Source organism: Lactobacillus sp. JM1 (assembly GCF_009834385.1).
Taxonomy (GTDB): domain Bacteria; phylum Bacillota; class Bacilli; order Lactobacillales; family Lactobacillaceae; genus Lactobacillus; species Lactobacillus paragasseri.
On sequence record NZ_CP044412.1, the window covers coordinates 1,004,599 to 1,030,527 of the forward strand.

Genomic DNA, 25,929 nt, shown 5'->3' on the forward strand with positions numbered 1-25,929 from the left:
ATATGAAATTTATAGTACTTGCCTTTTTTTAATCTTCAACTACTTGAGAATTAATATTTAAAAGTGGCTTACCATTTTTATCAAAATAAGAATCTAAGTCTCGGCACCAGATCATTGCCATTGTATGTTGACCAACGTGAACTCCAACAACTGGACCGATAATACTTTGATCAACTTTAATTTTTGGAAAACTCGTTTGATAATCATTAATCCACGCAGCTTCTCTTTCTTCATCGTCAGCATGAAAAATTGTTAGCTGAATTGGATAAGGCATGTTAGAAGTTAGGCGACTGAAATCTTTTTTAATATGATTATAAGCACGTTTATACTGTCTTTCTTTTGCAATTGCAGAAATCTTACCTTCGTTTTGAACGTCCATAGATAAGATAGGCTTGATTTTTAAAATAGAACCAACAAAGCTAGCCGCATTTGATAAACGTCCGGTTCGTTTTAAGTGATTAAGATTATCTACCATAAATCTAACATCAGTAGTATTTCGTAGATCCTTTAAGTCATGCATGATTAGATTAATATCAGCTCCAGCCTTAACTAATCGACCAGCTAAGATTGCTGCATCTGCTTCTCCAGCACATGTGATTTTACAGTCAAAGGGATGAATATTAATACGCGTTTCTTCATTTGCTACGCTTAAGACATTACTATAAAAACTAGAAATACCACTTGAGAGCGTAATAATAATTAGATCTGTATAACCCTCATTAATATACTTTTCAACATATCTTTTAACTGTTCCGATTGATGGCTGAGAAGTGGTAGGAAGAGTTGTAGAGCTATTTAATTTTTTATAAAATTCATGAAAACCAATATCAATTAAATCAAGATATTCTTTATTGTCCCAAATAATTGGAATTGGTAGTACATCAATACCATATTTCTCACATTGTTCTTTCGTTAAATAAGATGAACTGTCAGTTAAAACGCCGATTTTCATAATATTAATTTCCTCCATATTCTTGCTTAATATTATAGTCTAGAACACAACTTTAAACAAAAACGTAAATCTGTTTTATTTTTGTTACAATAGAGATAATTAATAAATAGGGTGTGACCTAAATTCTAAATTATGAAAAAACATTTTATTTTTTTAGGAGCTGCCGGTGTAATTTATTACTCCTGGCTCTTAGCACTAATTTTTGTAGCCTTTATTGTTGGGTATGAAAGTAACAAGTCAATTAGTTATCCTGCAATTGCTTTAGGAACTATTTTTGCAATTATTGTTATTTATACCTGGCTTAATTCTTATTTTCAAAAAGAAGCAAGTGTTTATTGGTTAAAATTACCATATCGTCAAAAAATTCAGCTTCAGGACTTAAAAATTAAGTGGCAATGGAAGGCATTCGACATATATGAAGCAAGAGGTAAACTTAATACTTATTTGCTTTTAGCACTTAAGAGAAAGAAGAAATGAATTTGAAGTCAGATATCGAGATCGCTCAGAATACTAAAGAATTACCAATTACAGAAATTGCACAAAAGATAGATCTTCAACCAGAAGAAATTGAACTTTACGGTAATGATAAAGCTAAGATTAGCTGGAAAGGTATTAACCGAATTAAGAAGAGCCAAAAACTGGGAAAGTTAATCTTAGTTACGTCAATTAGTCCTACTCCTGCCGGTGAAGGTAAATCGACCATTACTATTGGTTTGGGGGATGCTATTAGCAACCAACTCCATAAAAACACTTTAATTGCTTTAAGAGAGCCCTCAATGGGTCCTGTTTTTGGATTGAAGGGTGGAGCTACTGGTGGTGGTTATGCACAAATTATTCCGATGGAAGACATTAATTTGCATTTTACTGGAGATATGCATGCTTTAACTAGTGCAATTGATACTTTAGCTGCTTTGGTCGATAATTATATTTACCAAGACAATAGTTTAAAGTTAGATCCAAATCGGATTTTGTTGAAGCGCGGAATTGACGTTAATGATCGTACTTTAAGAAAAATCACTATCGGTCAAGGATCACGTTTTAATGGAATCGAACATGAAGCTAGCTTTGCAATTACTGTAGCCAACGAACTCATGGCTATTTTGTGTTTAGCAACTGATATTAATGATTTAAAAAAGAGAATTGGAAATATTCTTGTTGGCTTTTCAGTAAAAGATGAACCTGTTTATGTTAAAGACTTAGGGTTTGAAGGAGCAATTGCTGCTTTACTATCAACTGCATTAAAGCCAAACTTAGTTCAAACGCTTGAACATACTCCAGCTATTGTTCATGGAGGTCCATTTGCTAATATTGCTCATGGTGCTAACTCAGTAATTGCTACTAACACAGCCTTACATTTAAGTGATTATGTTTTAACTGAAGCAGGTTTTGGTGCAGACCTTGGTGGTCAAAAGTTTATGGACTTTGTATCAAATCATTTAGATAAACGACCAGATGCCGTTGTAGTAGTGGCAACTGTGAGAGCATTAAAATATCAAGCTGAAGAAAGTACAGATCACTTAGATAAAGAGAACATTCCTGCTTTAGAAAAGGGATTTGCTAACTTGAAGCGTCATATGGAAAATATGGCTCATTATGGTGTACCAGTAATGGTCTTGATTAATAAATTCGCTAGTGATACTGATCAGGAATTGTCTAAATTAAAGGAATTAGTTCAAAATGATGGCTTTGACTGCGAAGTTGTTTCTTACCATGATGAAGGTTCAAGAGGCGGAATCAAGGCAGCTGAAAAAGTTGTTGAGTTAACTGGTAAAGCTAGTGACTTTACTCCTGTTTATGAGCCTGAGGATTCTGTAGAAGATAAAATCGCTAAAATTGCTCATAAGATTTATCATGCAAAGGATATCGAATATTCGGATAAGGCAAAGAAGCAATTAGCAGAAATTAAGAAGATGGGCAAAGATCAATTACCAGTAATTATTGCTAAGACGCAATATAGTTTTACCGATAAAAAGAAGATTCTTGGAGCACCAGAGGACTTTACTCTTCATGTTAAAGACCTTGCTCTTAAGAATGGTGCGGGCTTTATCGTGGTAGCAACTGGTTCAATTTTAGACATGCCAGGACTTCCTAAGCATCCTGCTGCTTTAGATATCGATGTAGACAATAATGGAAAGATTTCAGGATTATTCTAAATGAAGAGAGCTAAGCAAGTCTTATATTTAGTAATTTCTTTACTAGTGGTTGTTGCTGATCAATGGTTAAAAAACTATATTGTTACTAATTTTAAAATAGGTGACGAGAAAACTATTATTCCAGGAATTCTTTCATTTACGTATTTACAAAATGATGGAGCTGCATGGAATATTTTTAGCGGTCAAATGATCTTGTTTTACTTAATTAGTATCGCTGCAATTGCGGTGGTAGTTTATTATCTTTTTAATCCTAAATATAAAAATTGGCTTTTCGATACTGGTTTAGCCCTAGTTTTGGGAGGAATTGTCGGCAATTTTATTGATCGATTGCACTTGAAATATGTAATTGATATGCTGCAATTAGATTTTGTTCAGTTTAATATTTTCAATATTGCTGACAGTGCTATTACAGTTGGAATTGTCCTTGTTTTTATCTATTTGATATTTATAAGTGAAAAGGATTAAAGGCTGAAAGTTAAATGACCGAAAATTATCAATTAGTAATTGAAAAAGAAAAAGGACGCTTAGATAAAGTGATTGCTGAAAAGATTAAAGATCTAAGCCGAACAAAAATCAAAGAGCTAGTTAACGATAAAGATATTCTAGTTAATAATAAGGCCGAGAAAGTGTCATATAAGGTGCAAGCCGGTGATTTAATTGATATTACTGTTCCTCCAGCTAAACCATTATCTTTAGAGGCGCAAAATTTAAATCTTGATATTGTTTATGAAGACGCAGACGTGATTGTAGTTAATAAGCCGCAAGGGATGGTAGTTCATCCTTCCGCTGGTCATCCTGATCATACTCTAGTTAATGGTTTGCTATATCATACGCATGAATTAGCTGATAGTCCTGAAGGTTTTCGACCAGGTATCGTTCATCGAATTGATAAGGATACTTCCGGGCTGTTGATGGTAGCTAAGAATGATAAAGCTCGTGAAAGTTTAGAAAAGCAACTAGCAGAAAAAATAAATAAGAGAGAATATTTAGCAATTGTTCATGGTAACTTTGAAACAAAAAATGGGGTTATTGATGCTCCGATTGGTAGAAATCCTAATAATCGGAAACAAATGGCAGTTAATCCTAAAGGGAAAGCTGCAGTAACTCATTTTACTGTACTTGAACAATTTAAAGACTATAGTTTAGTTAAATGTGTTCTTGAAACAGGCAGGACTCATCAAATTAGGGTTCACATGAAATATATTGGTCATCCTTTAGCTGGAGATCCTTTATATGGACCTAAAAAGACATTGACAGGCCATGGTCAATTTCTGCATGCCGAAACTTTAGGTTTTTATCAACCATCTACACACAAATGGCTGGAGTTTTCTGCACCATTACCAGCTATTTTTGAAAAACAACTAGAAAATTTAAGACGAGAAACGAAGCATTAATTTATGAAACGATATTTAATTCTTGAAGATGGCACAGCATTTTCGGGACACGGTTTTGGTGCACCGATTACTGCTACAGGCGAACTTGCCATTCAAACTAGTAATTTTGGCTATCAGGAAGCTATTTCAGATCCTGCTAATTTTGGTAAAATCTTAGCTTTTACAACACCAATGATTGGAGGTAGTGGTATTAATGCCATCGATTACGAATCAATCGATCCAAGCGTGCGCGGAATAATTGCTAATGATATTGCCTTTCATATTTCTGCAAATCCAACTTTTCAAGACTTAAATGATTTTTTAAAGGAAAAAAGAATACCGGCAATCTATGGTGTTGATACACGGGCGTTAGTTCAAAAACTAAAAAATAAACAAGTAATCAAGGCATCAATTATGGATACCAATGATGCCCATGCATTTGATCAAATTAAGGCGCTTGTTTTGCCTAAAAATAAAACAGCTCAAATTTCTACTACGCATCCCTATGCTGCACCAAATGTTGGTAAAACTGTTGCTGTGATTGATTTAGGTTTAAAACATTCATTGCTACGATCCCTTTCATTACGCAAAATTAATAGTGTTGTTTTACCACACAATGCATCAATATACGACATTATTAATTTACGAGCAGACGCAATTGTGATTTCTAATGGACCAGGTAGGGTAGAAGAAGTTGCACCTTTTTTGAAGCCTGTTTTTGATAAATTTTATGGAAAATTACCAATTCTAGGAATTGGATTAGGCTTTCTTGCCATTAGTAATTTCTTAAATTTAGAGCTTTTAGACTTAATTCCGGCTTATAACGGTAGTAATTTTCCCGTTATTGAACAGACTAATAATCGAATTTGGCAAACGGCAATGAATATTGATCAATTAGTTGTTCCAGATAGTTTATCATTGAATCTTTCACGTAAATATTTTGACCTAAAGTCAGATTTATTAGCTGGTTTCAGTATTAAAAATGATAAAGTTTTGGCAACTGCATTCAATCCAGAAGGTTCACCAGGTAACTTTGATGCAGCTAGTATTTATGATCAGTTTTTGAATATGATGGAGTAAATTATGCCTTTACATAATGAAATTAATAAAGTTCTTGTGATTGGGGCCGGGCCAAGTATCGTTGGAGAAGTTACAGAGTTGGACATTCTAGCTAAACAAGCTTTAGCTGCATTTGAAGAAAGTAGTATTCAAGTTGTTCTAATTAATCCTAATCCTGCAACAGTAACAACTGATCCTCGTCCAGATGTAAACGTTTATCTTGAGCCAATGACGCTTCCCTTTGTGAAACGTATTATCCGAATGGAAAAGCCAGATGCTATTATTCCAGCTTTTGGAGGAAAGCCAGCCTTAAGACTTACTAAAGAGTTATTAGAATCTGGAATTTTAGCTCAAATGAACATTGAGCTATTAACCATTAATAGTTTGGCTTTAAGTTTATCAACACCTCATAATTTTTATACTTTCCTTAAGGCAAATAAGATTGCTGTGGCTAATCAATGGATCTTAGAAAAAGAAGAAGATTTAAGACGCATAGTTGAACATGCTCACTTTCCACTTCTTTTGTCAAAGAAACAGCATTATCGTCCAGATAATATGATCTCATTGAGCAATTTAACACAATTAGAGCAGTATTTTTTGGATGAAGAAAATGACGACCATTTTAATTGGCAAGACTATCGATTAAGTGAAGATCTCTCTAATTGGGAAGAATTGATTTTTGATATTGTCCGTGATAATAATGGCAATTTCTGTTTTGTTGGTAATACTGGTAGCTTAGAACCAGTAGGTATCAATTCTTCTGATTCTTTACTAGTTACGCCCATTTTAACCAGGAATAACAATCAGATTCAAAGATTACGAAATTGTTGTCGCAAAATTGCTAATTGCCTTAATTTGCATGGTGCATTAAGTATTCATTTTGCTGTTAAACAGAGTGGTGAATCTTTTAACTATAAAGTGTTAAGTATAAAGCCACGCCTAACACAAACTAGCCTACTTTCATATAGAAGTGGTGTTTATTCAATTGGCTATGTAACTGCAAAAATTGCACTTGGATATAATTTAAATGAAATAACTGATCCGCAATCTGGTATTTCAGCCGCAGTTGATCCAGTACAAGACGCTTGCTTTGTAAAATTACCTTATTGGTCATTTACTGAAGCAGGCTATAATCACTATGCTTTAAACAATAAGACTACTTCAGGGGGACAAGCACTTGGAATAGGTCGTAATTTTGAAAGTGCATTTTTAAAAGCCTTGCAATCAACAACTGGTTTTTCTAATAATGTAACAACTTTTAATAAAGAATGTGCTAAGAGTGAAGAACAGTTACTACAAGATTTAAGTCATCCTAATGAAATGCATTTAGTAACACTTTTAGCTGCCTTAGCTAAAGGAATTAGTTATCATAAGTTACACAAACTTTTACATGTTCATTTAGTATTTTTGCAGAAATTTAATCATATTTTGATTTTATTAAAAAAGCTGCAAGCAGATGAATTAACTCCTGATTTGTTACTTAAAGTAAAAAAGAACGGGTTTTCTAATCGATTAATTGCTGAAATTATTGGACGAGAAGAAAAAGCAATTGCTGATCTATGTACAAAATGGTCAATTAAGCCAAGTTATATTGAAATTGATGGTACAGCTGGATTAATACATCCTAATATTAAGGCAGTTTATAGTAGTTATGGGATTGAGGACGAAGTAAAACCATTAGCTAATTCTAAAAAATGTCTTCTTTTAGGGCTAAAACCATTTCAGGTATCTCTAACTGGAGAATTTGATTACATGCTCTATCATGCAGCGAAAACATTGAAAGAGCAGGAAATTAGCCCAGTAATTATTAGTAATAATCCTGAAAGTGTTAGTGCTGCTTATGATGTATGTGACCGGGTTTATTTTGAACCAATTACTTTAGAAAATATTTTAGAAGTAGCTTGGAAAGAAAATATTACTGAAGTTGTAACTCAGTTTTCTGGTAAACAAATTAATCAGTATCGAATTCAGCTTTTAGAGCATGGGCTGACGATTTTAGGACAACCTAATTTAAAAGAGATTTTAAAAGAAGACCATGCTGAAGAGGTATATCAAGCAGGTGTTAATCCTGTTCCTGCTCTTCAATGTGATAATGAGAAAAATATTTTTGCTTTTGTAAAGGATAATGGTTTTCCAGCTTTGATCGGTGGTACCAGCAATGGCAAGAAACAAAAGTCTGCTGTTGTTTTTGATTTACCTGCCTTACAAAGATATATTGCCGAGAATTCATTAGAACATATAACGGTTTCTAAGTTCATTGAAGGCAAAAAATACGAAGTCACTGCTATTTCTGATGGTAAAAATGTTACTATTCCTGGAATTATTGAACATTTCGAACAAACTGGATCACATGCCAGTGACTCAATAGCTGTTTATCGCCCCCAAAACTTATCAACTAATGATCAGCGTAGGTTACGCGATAGTGCAATTAGTATTGCAACTAAATTACACTTAAGAGGACCAGTTAATTTACATTTTTTATTAGCTCATGATCAGATATACTTATTGCAAATGAAGAGTTATTCAGGCCATAATGTAGCCTTTTTAACTAAAGCTTTGAAAAGAGATATCACTGCAATTACCATGAAAGTTCTTTTGGGAAGTAAGCTGTCTGAATTAGAATTACCTAGTGACATTTGGCCATCAAATAACCTAATTCATGTTAAAATGCCTGTATTTTCTTATTTATCTTACCAAAGTGAAAATACCTTTGATTCCAAGATGAAGACGTCTGGAAGCGTAATCGGACGTGCTAAGCATTTACCAACAGCCTTATTTAAGGGGTATGAAGGTAGTGATTTAATGATTTCGACATATGGGACCGTATTTATTTCTGTTAAAGATTCTGAGAAACAGAATGCAATTAAAATAGCTGCGAGATTCCACCAGTTAGGATTTAAATTGCTTGCTACTGAGGGAACAGCTAATGTTTTAGCTGAAGAAGGTATTACAACTGGAATTATTGGAAAGGTTCAAGAGGGTAGCAATAGTTTATTAGAAAAAATTAAGCAACATCGCATTAATTTAGTCATTAACGTTACTAGTTTATCTGACTCTGCTAGTCATGATGCAATCATGATTAAGGATGCAGCTTTAAGTACGCATATTCCTGTCTTTTCTAGTTTACAATCTGCGCAAGATGTACTAACGGTGCTTGAAACCTTAGCAATGACTACACAGCCATTATAAAACTAAATATTTAAAATTATGTAAACTAGAGGAAGCATAAAAACGCTCAATTTATAGAAAATGAAATCTATAAGTTGAGCGTTTTTTATATTTTTTTACTTAAAACGTCGTGTTCATCAGGGGTTACTTCAATTGAATTTTGACCAGTATAGATAACGAAACCAGGTTTAGCTCCATTTGGTTTCTTAATTCTTTTTACTTGAACATAATCTACGGGAACATGACCAGAAGTTTTTCCTTTTGAAAAGTATGCTGCAATTTCAGCTGCTTCTTTAATGTCTTCATCGCTTGGACTGCTATCTTGTAATATTACGTGAGAGCCAGGCATGTTCTTAACATGGAACCAATAATCACGTTTGTCAGCCTTTTTTAAAGTTAACCAGTCATTTTGATAATTGTTTTTTCCAACTAATACTTTCTTTCCATCACTCAATTTGAAAGTATTCAAATTCTTTTCGCTAATTTTCTTCTTGCGTCGACGGTTGTGAGTCTGTTCTTTCAAATAACCTTGATTAATTAATTCATCCCTGATTGCATCAATATCTTGAGGATCAGCATTATCAATCGCGGTCTGAATAGAATCAAAATAATCTAAATTTTCATTGGCTACTTTTATCTGCTCGTTAACGTGTTTAATTGAATTACGTAATTTTTGATAACGAGTAAAGTATTTCTGAGCATTTCTAGCAGGAGAGAGAGCAGGATCAAGTTTTATTTTCAATGGTTGATTATTTTCATAATAATTTGGTAAGTCAATACTTTCCATACCAGGTTTTACCTCATGAAGATAAGCATTAAGTAATTCGCCCTTGATTCGATAGCCTTCAGAATTTTCAGCTTGATCTAATTGTTTACGTAATTTAATAATTTTCTTCTTGAGCTTTTTAAGTTCATTATTAACGATATTTTCAACTTTTTTAGACTTTTGTTTTACCCATTTGCGATTAGCTTGCTCGCGGTAAAAGTTATCAAGAGTTTCGTTGATATCGTCATTAGAGTAAATCAGATTTAGCTCAAGATGATAGGGAAGATAAGTATATACTCTATCTTTATGCTTAATAGTCTGTAAAACATACCCCTTAGGTCTATTAAATTGATTAAAAAATGTTTGCAAGGAGCTATAGGAAAAGTCATCTTCTAGATAACCTGTGAATTCTTTTTTATCATCTCCATCTAAACCGTTAAATTGCTTTACAAAATCTATCGGTTCAGGATATTTTTTCTTTAAATCGTTGAAATGGTCTAAAGATAAGTGAAAACCATTAAGTCCTGGTAAAAGCGGTGGTAATTCATAAGATGCATGCGGAAGTAATAAACGAGCCCGGTTTTCATCAGGATTAATTCTCTTAAGCAAGTCAATAATCTTATTATCATCAGCATTATATAAGATGACATTACTGTGACGCCCCATTAATTCAACTGATAAGATAAGTTGCATTTCGTCGCCAAGCTCATTTCGATTAGAAAAATAAAAATTAACAATTCTTTCTACGCCGACTTGCTCAACTTTTTTAAGAATTGAACCTTCTAAGTATTTACGTAGAACCATGACAAAAGTGGGGGCAACATCAGGATTTGTAATTGTATCTGTTGTAATATAAAAACGCGGATTTTGAGCATTTGCAGAAATTAATAGACGTTGATTTGTACGATCTTTTCTAAAATTTAAAACTAAGTCTTGTTCGAATGGTTGATAGATTTTTGTAAGCTTTCCTCCAGTTAAAGTAGGATAGAGATTTTGTAAAAGACTATGAATAAATAAGCCATCAAAAGCCATAAGTGTCCTCCTTAAAAATAGTATATATATTATACTCTTTAATACTATAAATTTCCTTAGTTACCAATTACGTGATTTTTTCACAAATATTGTTAAATTTTCACAAGCCTTGTGAAAACTTAAATTATGTCTTAGAATTATTGTTGATTAGACAAAATGGGAAATATAAGCATAGGTGGTAAATAAAAATGGATGTCCTAATATTTAATAGTGTTAGTGAAAGTATTAAGCGGGCGATTAATAAAAAATGTGGGTTAAATCTTTCTCAAACTCGTTTATTACTTTTCTTCGACCGTCATCAGAATGAAACATTGACGATGGGAGAATTAGCACAAGCACTAAGTATATCGCTTTCTACCTTAAGTAGACAAATTAAGCAGAAAAAAACTGCTGCTTTAATTCAAGTTGAACGTTCAAAGAAGGATTCTAGTAAATCTTTAAATTTGAATGCTGAAGGACTAGCCAAAGCCCAGGAACTAAAAGATGTTTTAAGACAAATCGAGGCGCAGGTTTTTTCTACTTGGAGTCAAGAAAAAATTCAAGATTTTGATAGTAAGATGCAAATTGTTGTTAACAACTTAATGGCAGATGAGTTATAAATCAACGATTATATTTAAAAAACAATTGATTTTATGATATAATTTCATCTTGATAAGTAGTATTGCAGCATGTGCCATTTTAATTTTAAGGTAGGTTTTCACACGTGAAGATAGCACTCATTACAGATAGTACTAGTGATATAAGCCTAGAAGAAGCCAAGGCCAACGATATTACTGTAGTACCAATCCCAGTTATCATTGGAGATAAGCAATATATGGATGGGATAGATATTACTGCGGAAAAACTTTTTGAGCTAGAACGCGATGGAGCACCTTTTCCGAAGACTTCGCAACCTAGTCCAGGTACTATGCTTGAACTATGTCAGAAATTAAAAGATGAAGGCTATGAAGCAATTATCGCTATTCCATTAACGTCAGGTATTTCCGGTTTCTACAATAGCTTAGTTAACTTAGCACATAATCATCCTGAATTTAATCTTTACCCTTATGATCCAGCAATGACAGTTCGTTCAATGGGAAACTTAGTACTTGCAGCCGCCAAAATGATTAAAAATGGGTGGGAACCTAAAGAAATTTTAGCTAAGCTTGATGAAATCAGAGATACAATCGATGTTTTATTTGTTGTAGATGACTTAAATAATTTAGTTCGTGGTGGCAGATTAAGTAATGCGAGCGCCTTTATTGGTACTATGCTTCAAATTAAGCCACTGTTAACATTTAAAAAAGATGATTATCAAATTGTAAGCTTTGATAAAGTACGTTCAATGAAGCGTGCGGTAAAGAAAGCAGAAAATATCACTATTGAACGAATAAATAATTCACCAATTAAAGATAAAATAGCATTAACCGTTTATAATTCAAATGACTTAGAACAAGCTACTAAGGTTAAAGATGATTTTCAAGCCGCTTTCCCTAATATGACCATCAAAATGTTCAATTTTAGTTCTGTGATTGCCACATATTTAGGAGAGAAATCTCTTGGTATTACTTGGATGGCAGACATTGATAAAATGGACTTTAGTAAAAAATAATCATATGAAAAATAGGAGAGCTAGAGTTGCTTTCCTATTTTTTTAATAAATAAAGAAAAACTAAAGTGAGAGTGAACTAAATTAATGAAAAATAAATTTTTAAAAATTTTAGGCTTAGTCGCAGGGGTAGGATTTACGTTAGTAATAGTCTTTCAAGTGATTTTAGCAATGAATACGAGCGCTATCAAAAATTCAACTCCCGCAACTGTTAACTCAGCTACAAGTAATAGTAGTGATAAAGAAATTATTGCTGAAGCATTAAATACTGATTTTAAGAGTTACAAATTTAAAGTAAAGAATTCACCTGGAATTGAGGCTACTAGAACTTGGTCAGGCAAATATCAAAATGACCCGCTTAAAGCACAAGCTAAAGTAGATAAGACTTCTATGTGGCTAAATGGAGATAAGGTATATCAGAAGATGTGGGATAATACCGGAAGTCCAAAATGGAAGGCTTCATCTACAATGACGCCTAACAAGGTAGTCAGTCAGTTTGATCCAGCTATTATCTTAAGTGGAAGTAAAGCAATTAAGAATGATATGAAACTGAAAAAATCTGGCTCTGTTTATCGTGTTAGCTATAGCGGAAGTAGTTTACGTTTCTGGAATGAAACCCACAAGAAGCTAATTAAAAAGCTTAAGGGTAATGCTTCAGGTCTTGATAACGAAGGTGCACTTAAGCAACTAAAAGTTGAATATACTTTAAAAGAAAAAAGTGGACACCTAGTTTTGACTAGTTTTTCATTTTATTTGCGTTTTGCTTATGCTGGTTATAATATCTCGCAAGAGGGTACGTATTCAGAAATCAATGCTATTAAAGTAAGTACACCTAATGCATTAAAATCGAAGTCCTCTACCAAGAAGAGCCACAGAGTGTACCATCCAAAAGCTGATGATAGTTTTGATATCAATATAGATTCAGAAAACTCACATTCTTCTCAATCTAGTCAATCAAGTTCAAGCTCAAGTAGTCAGCAATCTAGTTCATCACAAAGTAGTAAATCTGAAGAGCATAATGATGCTAAGCAAGATTCACAAAACCAAAGTAACGCAACAAGCCAGTCAGCAGACAATAAAGAATCTAACCAACAGTCGCAAAACAATAATACAAATACTAATAATCAACAAGGGCAAAATCAAAATAATCAGCAGCCTGCATCAGGTCAGAGTCATTAGAAATAGATAATTTAAAAAGCTTTGAAAAATCCAATTTGGAATTTCAAAGCTTTTTTTACTGGACTAAACTTATTTTTCATTTTTTATAGAATTACGTAATAATTTAAGAAATAAACGCGCAACGTTTGATAGTTGAACTCGTGAATTCCAAATTAACCGATTGTGATCAATTATTTTGGGTTGAAGTGGAATAAAACAAAGGTTACTCTCCGGAGAAAGTTGAAGTAAATCTTTATAAATTAGTAGGCAATATAGTCCTTTTTCTACTAGATATTGCAGATTATCAGGTAAATTAAATGTGGCTACGATATTTAATTTTTGCGGATCAGTACACCAATCTCTAAAGTTATCAGAATCAGCTGTATGCTTAGAAATAATAAGTGGATATTTCTGAAGGTCTTCAGGGACAATATATGGTTGCTTGGCAAGAGGATGATCTTTACTTACAATTATTCCATATTCATTATTTTCAGGAAGCGTAAGGCTATTAAAGTTTTGAGTCGTGTCATATTGTCCCATTGTAATTCCAAAGTCTAAAATACCACGCTCAATTTTCCCTTCGATCATAGAAGAATTCCCATTAAAAACATGAATTTTTACTTGAGGGTAATTTTTAACAATATTATTTACAATATCCATTACACGCTTAATTGCAATACTTTCTCCAGCTCCAATATATAATTCACCAGAAATGATTTTAGAATGTTTTAAATTTTGTTGTGTCTTATTAGCTAAAGAAATAATTTCTTCAGCATGTTCTTGAAGATAATAGCCTTCCTGAGTTAACGTAATTTCTTGATGTCCGCGGTAAAACAAGGTTACACCAAGTTCTTCTTCTAGATTTTTTAACTGTCTTGACAAGGATGGCTGACTAATATGAAGAGAATTAGCAGCTTTTGATATATTTTTTTCTTCGCAAACTGCCAGAAAGTATCTTAAAACTCTTAACTCCATAAGTGATACCTCTCATTTTTAATATAAACTATCATATTTATTATAATTAAAATAGTACTATACTTAAATTAATCTTGATTCTTATGTCTATTGATCTTATTGAGAGCAGCTTTTTGCTTTTTTTGATCTACGTGAGTATACAAGTCAGTTGCCGTAGTTCCTTTTTGACCTAATTGTTGTGCTACGAGAACTTGATCTTTAGTTACTTCGTACAGCTCACTGGCCAAAGTATGGCGTAATTTATGCGGTGTTAGAGGTTTTCCAAAAGCAGCAGAATATTTATTGACCATCTTTTCAACAGCATTTGCAGTCATTCTTCTGGTTTCTCCATGCCATCTGGTTAAAAAGAAGGCTATATCATCTCTATCTGCATGGTAGCGATCGGCACGTATTTCTTGATATTTTTTTAAATAAGGAATAGTCCAGTCAGCAATCGGGACACTATCTTTTTGACCACCTTTTCTAATCACATCAAGCATTTCATCTTTTAAGTTAATATTACGAACATTCACACTAACACATTCTGAAACTCTAATTCCTGTACCTAAAATCAGTGCAATAATAGCTATGTCACGTTCATGATTTTTTTTGAAAGAAGGTAGAGACTGTTTATTACATTTATGCTCGTATTCATTTTCAATAAAATCTAAAAATTGATATTTTAAATCACCCATGTACATATGAGATTCTAGAACATGAGCTCGGTAATTCAATGTCTTAGTATCATTCAACGAATTAATTTTTAACATGACATTACGATCAAAGTATGGTTCTCCATGATTATTGTCTGAGGTAATTGTTAAGAATTTATATAAAGAACGCAGGGCATTAATTGATCGATTAATTGTAGTAGGTGAGTTTAATCGTCCTTGTTGGTTTTTGGTGTGTTTAAGATGATGAATATAAAGCATAACATCATTTCGTTGCATGTCTTCTAGTGTCACTAGTTCAATTTCTTTATTGGAAGAAGCTGTAGATAATTTATTTTGTCTCAACCAATCAAAAAAGCGACGAATTTCTGTTAAATATTGGTATGTTGTAGTTAATGAATGAGTGGTGCCAAGATTATATTCTTTTACAAAATCAGGCATATTCGCCAACTCTTGTTTAATTAAGGATAAATATTTGTTAGTTTCCAATTTATAGTCTCCTCGAACATAGGTTTGTATATATTATATCTTATTTAAGCAATTTAGTCTTGTCCCCTAATCTTTTCTAAGTAGGAGAGGGGGGAGAGTATCCATAAGTAAGAAGAAATTAGATAAATAATAACCTGAAAATGTAGAAGTTAATTTATAGATTGCTAGGAGGAACATAACTAAAATTGGAATGCGAAAATTCTAAGGTAATTTAATAATTGATGAACTGAAAAGTTACTTTAAATTAATTTCGTAAATTGCAATAATAAATTGAACACTTTTGGTTAAGCTGCTTGATAGATTCGATCTAATTCTCTTTCAAAGATTTCATCTGGTGTATGATAAGCTAAGATCTTTCTTGGCAATGAGTTGCACCAGGTTTCAATATCAATGATATTTTGTAAAGAATAGTTAGCTATTGCTTCTCCTTTAGGAATGAATCTGCGAATAAGACCATTGTGTCTTTCAACTGTTCCCTTATCACAAGAAGTGTAAGGATGGGCATAGTAAACCAGTGTATTGGATGCTTCTTCTAGGTTGGACAGATCCGCAAATTCTGAACCATTATCAGTGGTAATAGTTTTAAAAATATCATTCCAGTGTTCACTGTATTGTCTTTGGAGTTCTTTAAAGGCTTGCATGACACTGATAGAAGTCTTGTCGGGAATACGAATAATTAAGAATTCACGACTCATGCGCTCAGATAAGGTTAACAGCACTTCATCATCTTTAGTCTTATGTCCAAGAACCAAATCGCATTCCCAATGACCGAATTCATTACGTTCACTAATTTCTTTTGGACGTTCTTCAATACTTCTGCCAAGCTTTTTCTTGTTTTTGCGAACACGATGAAGCTTGGTATTGCGTTTAAGCTTCTCAGGCAAGTCGTAATTATAAATGCCTAATAAGCCCTTATCAACGTAATTATAAAGAGTTTTGGTGCAGACAACATCGCTGCTAGAGAATTCGCCAGCAGCAGTGGCACGATTACTGCAAACATCAAGCGACCAACCGTCTTTAAAGAAATGTTTGTGGACATAGTGAATAAATTGAGTTTTTTTGAGAAAGTCTGATTTGCGCCCACAATTTTTACGATGAGCTTGATATACATCATGTCCTTGAGTAGCCTTGTATCTTTTGACTTTACCATGATACAGTTTTACAGTGCCACGTTTAATCTCATAACTGATAGTAGAAGGAGAACAGTTGAGTTCACGAGCAATTGCACGCAAAGAGCAGCCATCTTTCAAACGCAATTGAATAATAACTCGCTCTTCAAATGATAAATGCTTTCCTTTAACGTGCTGGTTCATGGTAGAATGTAAAGAGTCCATTTTGACCTCCAATAGAAAGTTTTTGTGGTTATTAACATTCTATCAAACAGGTCCGAATGGACTTTTTATTTTTCTAAAGTGTTCAATTTGATTTTACAATCAACGTTTAAATTAATTTTGCTAATTTCACGATAATTAAGGGGTTGATTATATATTTAAAATTTGATTGAAAGTAGTATTTATGAGCTATATATTTACTAACTGAGGCGTTAAGGCTGTATAAATGTTTGGATTTAATTAGAGGAGAGCGGGATATAATTTCTAATTAAACATTAAACTAATTCACAGGAATTTTTTGCTGAAACTTACAGCTTTTTGGTATGTATGAGGAGGTTTTGTTCTTAGTATTTTGAAGACACCGATAAGACACTAATCAAGTGTAATTTTAAAGGTAAAAATAGAATTTTATAATAATTAAATGTAATTTGTAAGCATTAATTATCAGCAAAACATTGATGTTTCGGGAGAGTCTCTTATGCCTTTCATTAAAATTATTGTTTTAATGAAAGACCATTACGTATATATTGATAATTCTAGACTTTAATTTTAATAAGAAAATAAATTAAAATACCCGCAATAACAATTGATAGATAAAAATTATTATGACCAGGTTTACTATGATTATGCTTTATCTCTTTTTACCTTTTATTTTGAATGTTTCATAATAATTTTAAGAAATATTCAACTTAGTATCTAGCATATCCGAACTAACATGATCTAATTAAAAGCTTACTGGATTTAGATAAAAGAAATGTATCATGAACAAAAAAGTTTCGCATCCAGTAATTTATGAGTTCTTATAGCTAACAACTTAACAACTATTAATCAAGAACCATTTTAAAAGGCGTAGAATCGTCATCTCAACACTAAAGAAATAATCTAATCTGATTAATTGATAAAAATCTTTAGCTTAGTATTTTCAGCTGATTAATAAATGAAATAGAGGCTAAGAAAATTTCTGACTGTAAAAAGATTAATGTATTCTAATTGAAATGCTAGTAGATTTAAAAATGATTTTTAAAAAGTAACTTTTGATAAATAGTAGATAATTAGTTGATTGATGGTTGGGCTGTTGATTGTGATTAATTACAAATATGATATATTTTTATGTTCTACTTTACATAATATATATTACGCGAAGTATAGTCAAGATGAACTAAGCTACTCTCTTTTATAAGTAAAAAAAACTTTGAGTTTTATCATTCTCAAAGTTTCTCTATTAATTATTCATTTTTAGAAAAAGATAGTTTTTTTCTTTTATTTAAAGAGATCGTATAAACGATATTAATTGCTCCTAAAAGTAAAACAGCAAACCAAATAGTTTTTAAAACAAAGATCTTTTGGAGCAATGCTGATACAATTGCACCAAGTGCAAATGCAATAACCAAGAACATATAGTTAACAGCTGCGTTATGTTGTGACTTATCTTCACCAAAGAAATATGCGCTCCAAGCAACTACAGATTTTTTTAAGTTGCCAGTTGTAAATGCATTATTATATCCCATACCTTCAATTTTACTAAATGATGCATTCTGAACCGCTAAACCAAACGCAATTACCGGAACTACATAATAATTTGGTACGTTTTTAGGAACGAAACCAACGCCCAAGCAAATAAATAGAATTGGAAATAAACAAAATACACGCCAATAATTACTTTTTACATACTTATGAAAAAGTCCAACAAGTAGTAATCCTAAGGTAAAAGCAATAAACGTTGTTGCCCTGTTTAACATACCTGCAATATTATGGTCAGCAAATGCTGACGCAAAGAAGATGACGTTCCCTGTCTGTCCAGCAGATAAAGTATGTCCCCGTTGAATATAAGTGTAAGCATCAATAAATCCCGCAGAAAAAGTCAATGCAGTAGCTAAAATACGCGATTCAGATGGACGATATTTTTCATCTGAAAATATACCCACGATTAACCTCCAAGTTATAGTGAAAACAAATTAAAAACATGATCAATTTAGACCATGTTTAATTTGTTTAATCTTCAATATGAATACTCTTAATAATCACATCTTCTTTTGGCTTATCATTTGCTTTGTCACGTGGAACCTTTGCAATTTCATCAACAACATCCATACCTTTGATCACTTGACCAAAAACAGTATGGCGACCATCAAGCCATGGTGTTCCACCTTGCTTGTATGCCTTAACTAATTCTTTAGGATAACCTGCAGCATCCATTTCTTTAATCATGCGTTTAGGTACGTTTTTATTTTGAACAATAAAGAATTGGCTGCCATTTGTATTAGGCCCAGAATTAGCCATGGAAAGCGCACCACGTACATTGAATAATTTGTTTGAAAATTCATCTTCAAAAGGATGTCCCCAAATACTTTCACCACCAGTACCGTCACCCTTTGGATCACCGCCCTGGATCATGAAATCACTAATTACTCGATGAAAAGTAGTGCCATCATAATAGCCTTTTTTAGCTAAACGGACAAAATTTTCAACAGTCATTGGAGCTTCTTTTTCAAATAATTGAATTTTAATATCTCCATGATTTGTTTGAATTAAGGCTTTTGGACCTTTTGCATTTTCTAGGTCTAATTGTGGATATTCCATGCTAATCCTCCTGAATTTTATACTATTCTAATTTATTTTACACTTTATTTAACTACACTTCATTAGTCTGCGTCTTCTTTCAAGTAATTTTTGATTGCAGCTAGCATAATTTGACCATAGGATTTAAGCTTAGCTTGACCTACTCCTGAAATATTTAAAAATTCTGCTTTTGTCTTAGGTTTTTGCAGTGCCATTTCTCTTAAAGACTTATCTGAAAAGATATAAAAAGCTGGTATCCCCTGTTTTTTAGCTAAATCTAAACGAACTTCTTTTAAGCGAACAAATAAGTCATTCTCTTCTTTCGGAATTTGATTATAGGTTTGACTTAATTTTTCTATTTTTTTAGAAATCTTTTGAGTTACACGCTTTTTATTATCTAAAACGTCCCATCCTAAGTTAGTCACATGAACTACTGGATATTGACTATCAGTCAGTTGTAAATAATTATGGCTAATTAGATAGTTTATTAAGTTTATGACCCTACTCTTTCCAATCTTTAAACTGCCATAATGCCTTAAATGAGCTGCATCAATTTCTCTCATGCGTTGATCATTTGCTCCTGAAACTACATCAGCAACTACAGTCTTGCCAAAACGACCATCCAATTCATAAATAGTTGCAATAATGCTTTTACTTTCTGACGTAATGTCTTTTTCAATAAAGCTTCCTAAACAATTAGAACACTTACCACAGGGATCACACCTTTGTCCAAAATAACTGACAATAAACTGTTGTAAACACTCTGTGGTATTAACATATTTAGTAATCATAGCTAGTTTTTGATACTGTATTTTTTGATATTCATCAGCTAAATCAGATTGTTCAATAAACCAACGATAGAGCCGGATATCTTTAGGATGATAGATCAGGATACCCTCGCAACGCTCACCGTCTCTACCTGCTCTGCCAGCTTCTTGATAATACGATTCTAAGTTTGGCGTACTGTTAGCATGAATTACAAAGCGCACATTTCTTTTGTCAATCCCCATTCCAAAAGCATTAGTAGCAACTATCACTTGTACTTTATCGAATTGAAAAGCATCTTGTACATCTGATCTCTCTTCATTAGAAAGACCAGCATGGTAACTAGCTGTTAGAATACCATTTTGAGCTAAATAGTCAGTTAATTCTTCAACATGTTTTCTTGTACTGGCATATATAATTCCAGATTCATTAGGGTGCTTTTTAATATAGTCTAAAAGATACAAGTTAGTATTTTTAGGATTATCCACTACCTTGAAACTTAGATTTGGCCTTGCAAATGAAGTAATAACATAATTTTTATTAGGTATCTGCAATTGTTCTGCTATGTCTTTTTGAACTGAGGGTGTGGCAGTTGCAGTTAAGGCCAAAATATTCGGATTACTCTTAATTGATTTGACGCCATCCATTATTTGGCGATACGCTGGTCGAAAATCATGTCCCCACTGTGAAATACAATGTGCTTCATCGACTGCTACTAATGAAATATCTAAGAAGTTTAGCTGATAGCGAAAATAATCCATTGCTAATCGCTCAGGAGTCACATACAGAAGCTTTATTTTGCCTTCATATGCTTGTCTTAAAATTGGATTTACTTCTTCTTGAGGAGTCGCCGAATTTAGGGCTGCCGCATTAATACCATTTTGCTTTAAGGAATCAATTTGGTCTTTCATTAGCGAAATTAAGGGAGAAATTACTAAAGTCAAACCAGTATTAACTAAGGCGGGAATTTGATAGCACATTGATTTTCCTGCACCAGTTGGCATTACTGCTAGAACATTTTCTCCTTTAAGAACTAAATCAATAACTTTTTCTTGTCCTGGGCGAAATGTTGTGTAGCCAAATACATCTTTTAATACTTGTAATGATTTCATTTTTCCTAATTAAATAAAAAAACAAGTATGAAGGATCATACCTGTCTTTTCTAAAATTGAACTAAATAATAACTTAAGCTTCAAAAGCATTAGTTAATGGAGGAACAACTTGCTTCTTTCTTGAAACAACACCTGGTAACTTAACTTCTGAATCTGACAATTTAGTATTAAATGCCTTTTCAAACTTAGCTTTTGATTCATCACTACCTACTACTAAAGCTTCTGAATCTGAATCAAGAATATTAGTAATCAAAAGCATGAACATATCGTAGCCTTCACTCTTTGAAGCTTCATCCATAGCCTTTAAGAAAGCTTCTTTACGTTCTAAAGCCTCTGGCAAGTCAACAACATTAATTTGTGCTACACGAACGTTGCTGCCATTTAATTCAAAGCTCTTAGCGTCTAAATCGATTAAGTCTTCTTCTGACTTATCAGCAATATTGGTACCAGCTTTTAGCATTTTAAGACCATATTCTTTGTAGTTAACACCAGCAATGTTGGCTAAAGCTTCTACAGCTTCTTTGTCTTGATCTGTAGTAGTTGGTGATTTTAATAATAAAGTATCTGAAATAATAGCTGAGAGCATAATTCCAGCAATATCTTGTGGAATTTCAATTTCTTTTTCGTTGTACATTTGCCACATAATTGTACTTGTACAACCAACTGGAGCTGCACGGTAGTATAAAGGATCAGCGGTATTAAAGTTCATGATACGGTGGTGATCTACTACGTGAGTCACTTTAACTTTATCAATGTCAGAAACACTTTGTTGAGGTTCATTGTGGTCAACAAGCATAACTGCATCAACTTCGTTTGAAGCAGTTTTAATTACACGAGGTGCAGTAAAACCGAATTTATTCAAGGCATACTTAGTTTCATCGTTAGCTTCGCCCAAAGCTACTGCTTCAGTATCGTAACCTAATTTATTTTGTAAGTATGAGTATGCAATTGCAGTTCCGATTGCATCTGTATCAGGATTTTGGTGACCAAAAATCAATTCTTTTGCCATTATATAGAGCTCCTTTAAAATTATATCTACTTAATATTTTAGATTAAAATTTGAACTTAAGCAAATCAATCCCGCACTAAAAAGCATTGCTTTTAGTTATAAAAACAATGCTTCTAAAACTAGATATTAACTTTAACCTCTTCTAATCGACTATCATAATCTTTTTCATTAATAAATTTATCCCATTCTTTTAAGAAATTAACTAATCGAGGTATCTCACTCTTGTTTTTACGATAAATAAAGCAACTTTCAAAGTTTGTTTCATGCTTTGGCTCTAATGGAGAGAGCGTGATTTGAGCCTTGTGAGCCTTATAGAAGCTCTTTGAAACATAAGTGTCGTAATCAGTTTGTTCCGCAAATTTTATTAGTTGATAAGGAGCAGTAAAAGTAACTGGAGTTAGCAACTCATTATTTGGAAATTCAGTAGCATAAAATCGACGCACAATTTGAGGCAAGTAGTAATCCTTAGGGTAAGTTACCCACTTATGTTGTGCTAACTTATAAAATTTCGTTTCTGGATTATGAGTTAAAAATACTACTGATTCTGGATAAATTTGTTTAGCCATATATTGCTTCATGTTTTTACAGTAGCATTGTGATCTGGCATATAAAGAACTGCTAAGTCTAATTGATTATTATCTAATTTGTCCCAAAGCTCTGTTCTATTGTAAAAGCCGACATGTAAGGTTATCTCTGGATATTTCTGGTTAAATTCAATTAGAAATTGATCGATAACCCTAGCTTCAATAGTGGACAATACACCTAATGAAATAGTCCCAGTATCTGATTTTGTATATTGCTGGATACTATCAACGGCATTATTAACTGTTGAAAATAGTGCCTTGGCTGTTTCCTCCATTTTTAGACCAGCATCAGTTAAATAGAGCTTTTTCCCCATTTGACCAAATAAGGGAGATCCAACTGCACGTTCCAATTTCTTAATTTGTTGAGTTAATGCAGGTTGGGTTATTCCTAAGATTTGAGCTGCTTGAGTGTAACTCATGTTATCAATTAATTGAAGAAAGTAACGTAAAGATTTCGCAGATAGAACTGCATCAGTATTTGTTTTCATGATTGAATGCCTCTTATATAAATCTGGAATAACATCTAATTGATATAAATTTAAAATACATACAATTATTTTCTGATAGCCTTTTATAAAGCCTATTATTCATCCTACACTTTTTATCATAACACCTGTATCTAGATAATGAAAATATTTACATAAAATATAAGCTATTTTTCTATAATTATTTATCTTAATAAAAAAGCTAAGAGTAGCTTTAAAATGCTATTCTTAGCTTTCATTTAAAATAAGTCTTCTGTTCTATCTCTTCCGTCTGGTAATGGTTGACCTAGCGTTAATGAAATTGGTGTTCCATCTGTCATTGGATCTAAAACAAATGAACCATTTGAATATCGATCACCTAATGGAAATTCAGATGTATTTAATTCGATATGACGATCACTAGAAGTAGTTAAATGCAAGATATGATTCTCGCCGTAGCTACTAATTGCCATGATTCGATGAGGTTTAGTTTTAAGTTCACGTAGTACTAATACACCTCGTTTAGCACGAGTTACCTTGTTTATTAAGTTAAGTTTTAGCTGCTTAAATGCCCCACGTTGAGTAATAATCCCAATATGAATCAAGTCAACATATTTAGGATCGGCAAGAACATAATTTACGATATAATCATTGTCTTTAAGGTTAACGGATTTAACCCCTACTGCTTTAGAACCCGAAGTAGGAATTTCGCTAATATCAAATCTGACTGCATATGCTTGATTAGTTATTAAGGTGATTTCTTGCTTACTATCTGGTTTAACTTGATCAATTCTTACGACTTTACTGTCTTTACTCTTAAGCTTAATTGCAGTGATCGCACGAGATTTATAAGTTCTAGTTGGCTGCAAATCAGCTAAGGTAACTTGTTTAATATAGCCATCGTTTGTGGCAATTAAAAAGTTCAAACTTGCTTTTAAGTCATTAATTTCAAATACTCGAATGATTTCTTCGTCATTATCAAGTCCGATTTCTTGAGAAAGGTGTTGACCAGTTTCTTTCCACTTTGTTTCTATTAATTCATGGACTGGTCGATAAATAAGGTTTCCTTTATTGGTGAAAATATAAAGGTTATCTAAGGTTGACATTGTCTTTTCAAAAATAACCTTATCGCCATCAGGTAATCCATTATCACTTGTGTCAGTCGACTGGAAGGAACGAATGGATGAGCGTTTTAAGTAGCCATCTTTACTTACTAATACACGAACGTCTTCATCGGCAACTAAAGCTTTTTCGTTAATTTCAATTTTAGCCGCTTTAGCTGTGATTTCAGTTCTTCTTGGAGAACCAAATTCTTTTTTGACCGCGTTTAATTCTTTAACTACAACTTTTTCTAGAACTTTATTGTCGCTTAAAATTTTATTGAATTTGTCAATCTTTTTATTTAGTTCTGTTTGTTCTTTCTTAAGTTGGTTAACATCAGTATTAGTTAAACGGTACAGTTGCAAAGAAACAATAGCTTCTGCTTGATTAGGAGTAAATTCATATTTAGCAATTAAATTATTTTTAGCATCCTTTTTATCTTTAGAAGATCTAATTGTCTTAATAACTTGATCTAAAATATCCAGCGCATGAATCAAACCTTCAACGATTTCTAGTCGCTGCTTTGCCTTTTTTAAATCAAATTCAGTTCTTTTAGTAACAACCTCTTTTTTATGGGTTAAATATGAAGATAAAATTCGTTTCAAGCCAACTTGAACGGGAGTCATACGGTCAATTGCAACCATATTGAAGTTATATGAAACTTGCAAATCAGTGTTCTTAAAAAGATAGTTCAAAATATTTTGACTGTCTGCACCCTTTTTTAATTCAATAACGATTGAAAGTCCATGACGGTCAGTCTCGTCTCTTACTTCGGAAATTCCATCAATTTCCTTATTTAAACGGATTTCATCAATTTTCTTGACCATCATCGCCTTGTTGACGCCAAAAGGAACTTCAGTAACTACGATTTGTTGACGGTGTCCCTTAATATCTTGAATAGTGGTCTTAGAGCGAACTTGTATTCTTCCACGACCAGTTTCATAAGCTTCCTTAATGCCTTTTGTTCCAAGTACAATACCACCAGTTGGAAAATCTGGTCCTTTGACAAATTCCATTAAATCATCTGTGGTGGCATCGGGATGTTTCAAGAGATAAACAGCTGCGTCAATAACTTCAGCTAGGTTATGTGGCGGAATTTCTGTCGCATATCCAGCTGAAATTCCAGTTGAACCATTAACTAATAAATTAGGAAAATGCGCAGGTAGGACAGTTGGTTCATATTCTGTGTCATCAAAGTTCAAAATCATTTGAACTGTTTCTTTATCAATATCCTGTAAAAGCAAATTAGAAATTTTACTTAAACGAGATTCCGTATAACGCATTGCTGCTGGACCATCCCCATCCATCGATCCATTATTACCGTGCATCTCGATCAAGGGTTCACGCATCTTCCAGTCTTGAGATAAGTGAACTAGCGCACCATAAATAGAACTATCTCCATGAGGGTGAAAGTTACCCATTACATTTCCGACAGCCTTAGCAGCTTTTTTATAAGGTTTGTCATATGTATTATTATCTTTATACATTGCATAAAGAATACGACGTTGAACAGGTTTCAAACCATCTCGAATGTCAGGAAGAGCACGTTCTTGGATAATATATTTTGAATATCGTCCAAATCTTTCTCCCATAACTTCTTCAAGAGGTAATTCCCTAATTCTTTCAGTAGTTTTTACCATT

General features: G+C 32.9%; 19 protein-coding genes and 1 pseudogene. 9 read left to right on the top strand and 11 right to left on the bottom strand.

What is annotated here, in order from left to right; all coding sequences use genetic code 11:
- Positions 1–28: 28 nt before the first annotated feature.
- Positions 29–952, bottom strand: a complete 924-nt coding sequence (locus F3I00_RS05150) for a DegV family protein (RefSeq protein ID WP_020807369.1) — start codon at positions 950–952, stop codon at positions 29–31.
- 132 nt (positions 953–1,084) lie between these two features.
- Here F3I00_RS05150 and F3I00_RS05155 point away from each other — a divergent pair, with 132 nt between their 5' ends.
- Genes F3I00_RS05155 through F3I00_RS05180 form a run of 6 tightly spaced genes read left to right on the top strand, consistent with a single transcriptional unit; the run spans position 1,085 to position 8,726 of the window.
- Positions 1,085–1,429 carry a hypothetical protein gene (locus tag F3I00_RS05155; RefSeq protein ID WP_020807368.1) on the top strand — a complete coding sequence of 115 codons (345 nt, stop codon included), beginning with the start codon at positions 1,085–1,087 and terminating at the stop codon, positions 1,427–1,429.
- The gene (locus F3I00_RS05160) at positions 1,426–3,105 is read left to right on the top strand and encodes a formate--tetrahydrofolate ligase (protein WP_003648856.1); all 1,680 of its coding nucleotides are present in this window, start codon (positions 1,426–1,428) and stop codon (positions 3,103–3,105) included. Before F3I00_RS05155 ends, F3I00_RS05160 begins: the two co-directional genes overlap by 4 nt.
- Entirely contained in the window at positions 3,106–3,570 is a 465-nt protein-coding gene (gene lspA, locus F3I00_RS05165) for a signal peptidase II (RefSeq protein WP_003648855.1), read from the top strand.
- A 14-nt stretch (positions 3,571–3,584) separates the two neighbouring features.
- Positions 3,585–4,499: an RluA family pseudouridine synthase gene (locus F3I00_RS05170; protein WP_020807366.1), complete on the top strand. Its 915-nt coding sequence runs from the start codon at positions 3,585–3,587 to the stop codon at positions 4,497–4,499.
- A 3-nt stretch (positions 4,500–4,502) separates the two neighbouring features.
- On the top strand, positions 4,503–5,558 hold the full coding sequence (locus F3I00_RS05175) for a carbamoyl phosphate synthase small subunit (RefSeq protein WP_020807365.1): 1,056 nt from the start codon (positions 4,503–4,505) through the stop codon (positions 5,556–5,558).
- Positions 5,559–5,561: 3 nt separating this feature from the next.
- The gene (locus F3I00_RS05180; protein ID WP_020807364.1) at positions 5,562–8,726 is read left to right on the top strand and encodes a carbamoyl phosphate synthase large subunit; all 3,165 of its coding nucleotides are present in this window, start codon (positions 5,562–5,564) and stop codon (positions 8,724–8,726) included.
- Positions 8,727–8,811: 85 nt separating this feature from the next.
- On the opposite strand, the gene F3I00_RS05185 is transcribed toward F3I00_RS05180, so the two are convergent.
- Entirely contained in the window at positions 8,812–10,503 is a 1,692-nt protein-coding gene (locus F3I00_RS05185) for an NFACT family protein (RefSeq protein ID WP_020807363.1), read from the bottom strand.
- A 188-nt stretch (positions 10,504–10,691) separates the two neighbouring features.
- On the opposite strand from F3I00_RS05185, the gene F3I00_RS05190 reads away from it, so the two are divergent.
- The 3 genes from F3I00_RS05190 (at position 10,692) to F3I00_RS05200 (ending at position 13,270) form a co-directional block, all read left to right on the top strand.
- Positions 10,692–11,102, top strand: coding sequence for a MarR family winged helix-turn-helix transcriptional regulator (locus tag F3I00_RS05190; RefSeq protein ID WP_003648850.1), 411 nt, complete (start codon positions 10,692–10,694; stop codon positions 11,100–11,102).
- Positions 11,103–11,206: 104 nt separating this feature from the next.
- Positions 11,207–12,094 (top strand): DegV family protein, encoded by an 888-nt coding sequence (locus F3I00_RS05195; RefSeq protein WP_020807362.1) that lies wholly within the window; start codon positions 11,207–11,209, stop codon positions 12,092–12,094.
- A gap of 84 nt (positions 12,095–12,178) precedes the next feature.
- Positions 12,179–13,270, top strand: a complete 1,092-nt coding sequence (locus tag F3I00_RS05200; protein WP_020807361.1) for a hypothetical protein — start codon at positions 12,179–12,181, stop codon at positions 13,268–13,270.
- 69 nt (positions 13,271–13,339) lie between these two features.
- Here F3I00_RS05200 and F3I00_RS05205 read toward each other — a convergent pair whose 3' ends face one another.
- From F3I00_RS05205 to parC, 9 genes and pseudogenes are all read right to left on the bottom strand, one after another.
- Entirely contained in the window at positions 13,340–14,224 is an 885-nt protein-coding gene (locus F3I00_RS05205) for a LysR family transcriptional regulator (RefSeq protein ID WP_020807360.1), read from the bottom strand.
- Between the two features lie 68 nt (positions 14,225–14,292).
- A complete protein-coding gene (gene xerS / locus F3I00_RS05210; RefSeq protein WP_020807359.1) occupies positions 14,293–15,363 on the bottom strand; it encodes a tyrosine recombinase XerS in 1,071 nt (356 codons plus the stop codon).
- 284 nt (positions 15,364–15,647) lie between these two features.
- Positions 15,648–16,697: an IS30-like element ISLga1 family transposase gene (locus tag F3I00_RS05215; RefSeq protein ID WP_024273054.1), complete on the bottom strand. Its 1,050-nt coding sequence runs from the start codon at positions 16,695–16,697 to the stop codon at positions 15,648–15,650.
- A 1,223-nt stretch (positions 16,698–17,920) separates the two neighbouring features.
- On the bottom strand, positions 17,921–18,619 hold the full coding sequence (locus F3I00_RS05220; RefSeq protein ID WP_003647298.1) for a YoaK family protein: 699 nt from the start codon (positions 18,617–18,619) through the stop codon (positions 17,921–17,923).
- Between the two features lie 67 nt (positions 18,620–18,686).
- The gene (locus tag F3I00_RS05225; protein ID WP_020807357.1) at positions 18,687–19,274 is read right to left on the bottom strand and encodes a peptidylprolyl isomerase; all 588 of its coding nucleotides are present in this window, start codon (positions 19,272–19,274) and stop codon (positions 18,687–18,689) included.
- Between the two features lie 62 nt (positions 19,275–19,336).
- On the bottom strand, positions 19,337–21,130 hold the full coding sequence (recQ, locus tag F3I00_RS05230; protein WP_159311023.1) for a DNA helicase RecQ: 1,794 nt from the start codon (positions 21,128–21,130) through the stop codon (positions 19,337–19,339).
- Positions 21,131–21,203: 73 nt separating this feature from the next.
- Positions 21,204–22,139, bottom strand: a complete 936-nt coding sequence (locus F3I00_RS05235) for a manganese-dependent inorganic pyrophosphatase (RefSeq protein WP_003647301.1) — start codon at positions 22,137–22,139, stop codon at positions 21,204–21,206.
- 119 nt (positions 22,140–22,258) lie between these two features.
- Positions 22,259–23,211: pseudogene (locus F3I00_RS05240) on the bottom strand (LysR family transcriptional regulator).
- Between the two features lie 236 nt (positions 23,212–23,447).
- A complete protein-coding gene (parC, locus tag F3I00_RS05245; RefSeq protein ID WP_065169741.1) occupies positions 23,448–25,928 on the bottom strand; it encodes a DNA topoisomerase IV subunit A in 2,481 nt (826 codons plus the stop codon).
- Position 25,929: the final 1 nt, after the last annotated feature.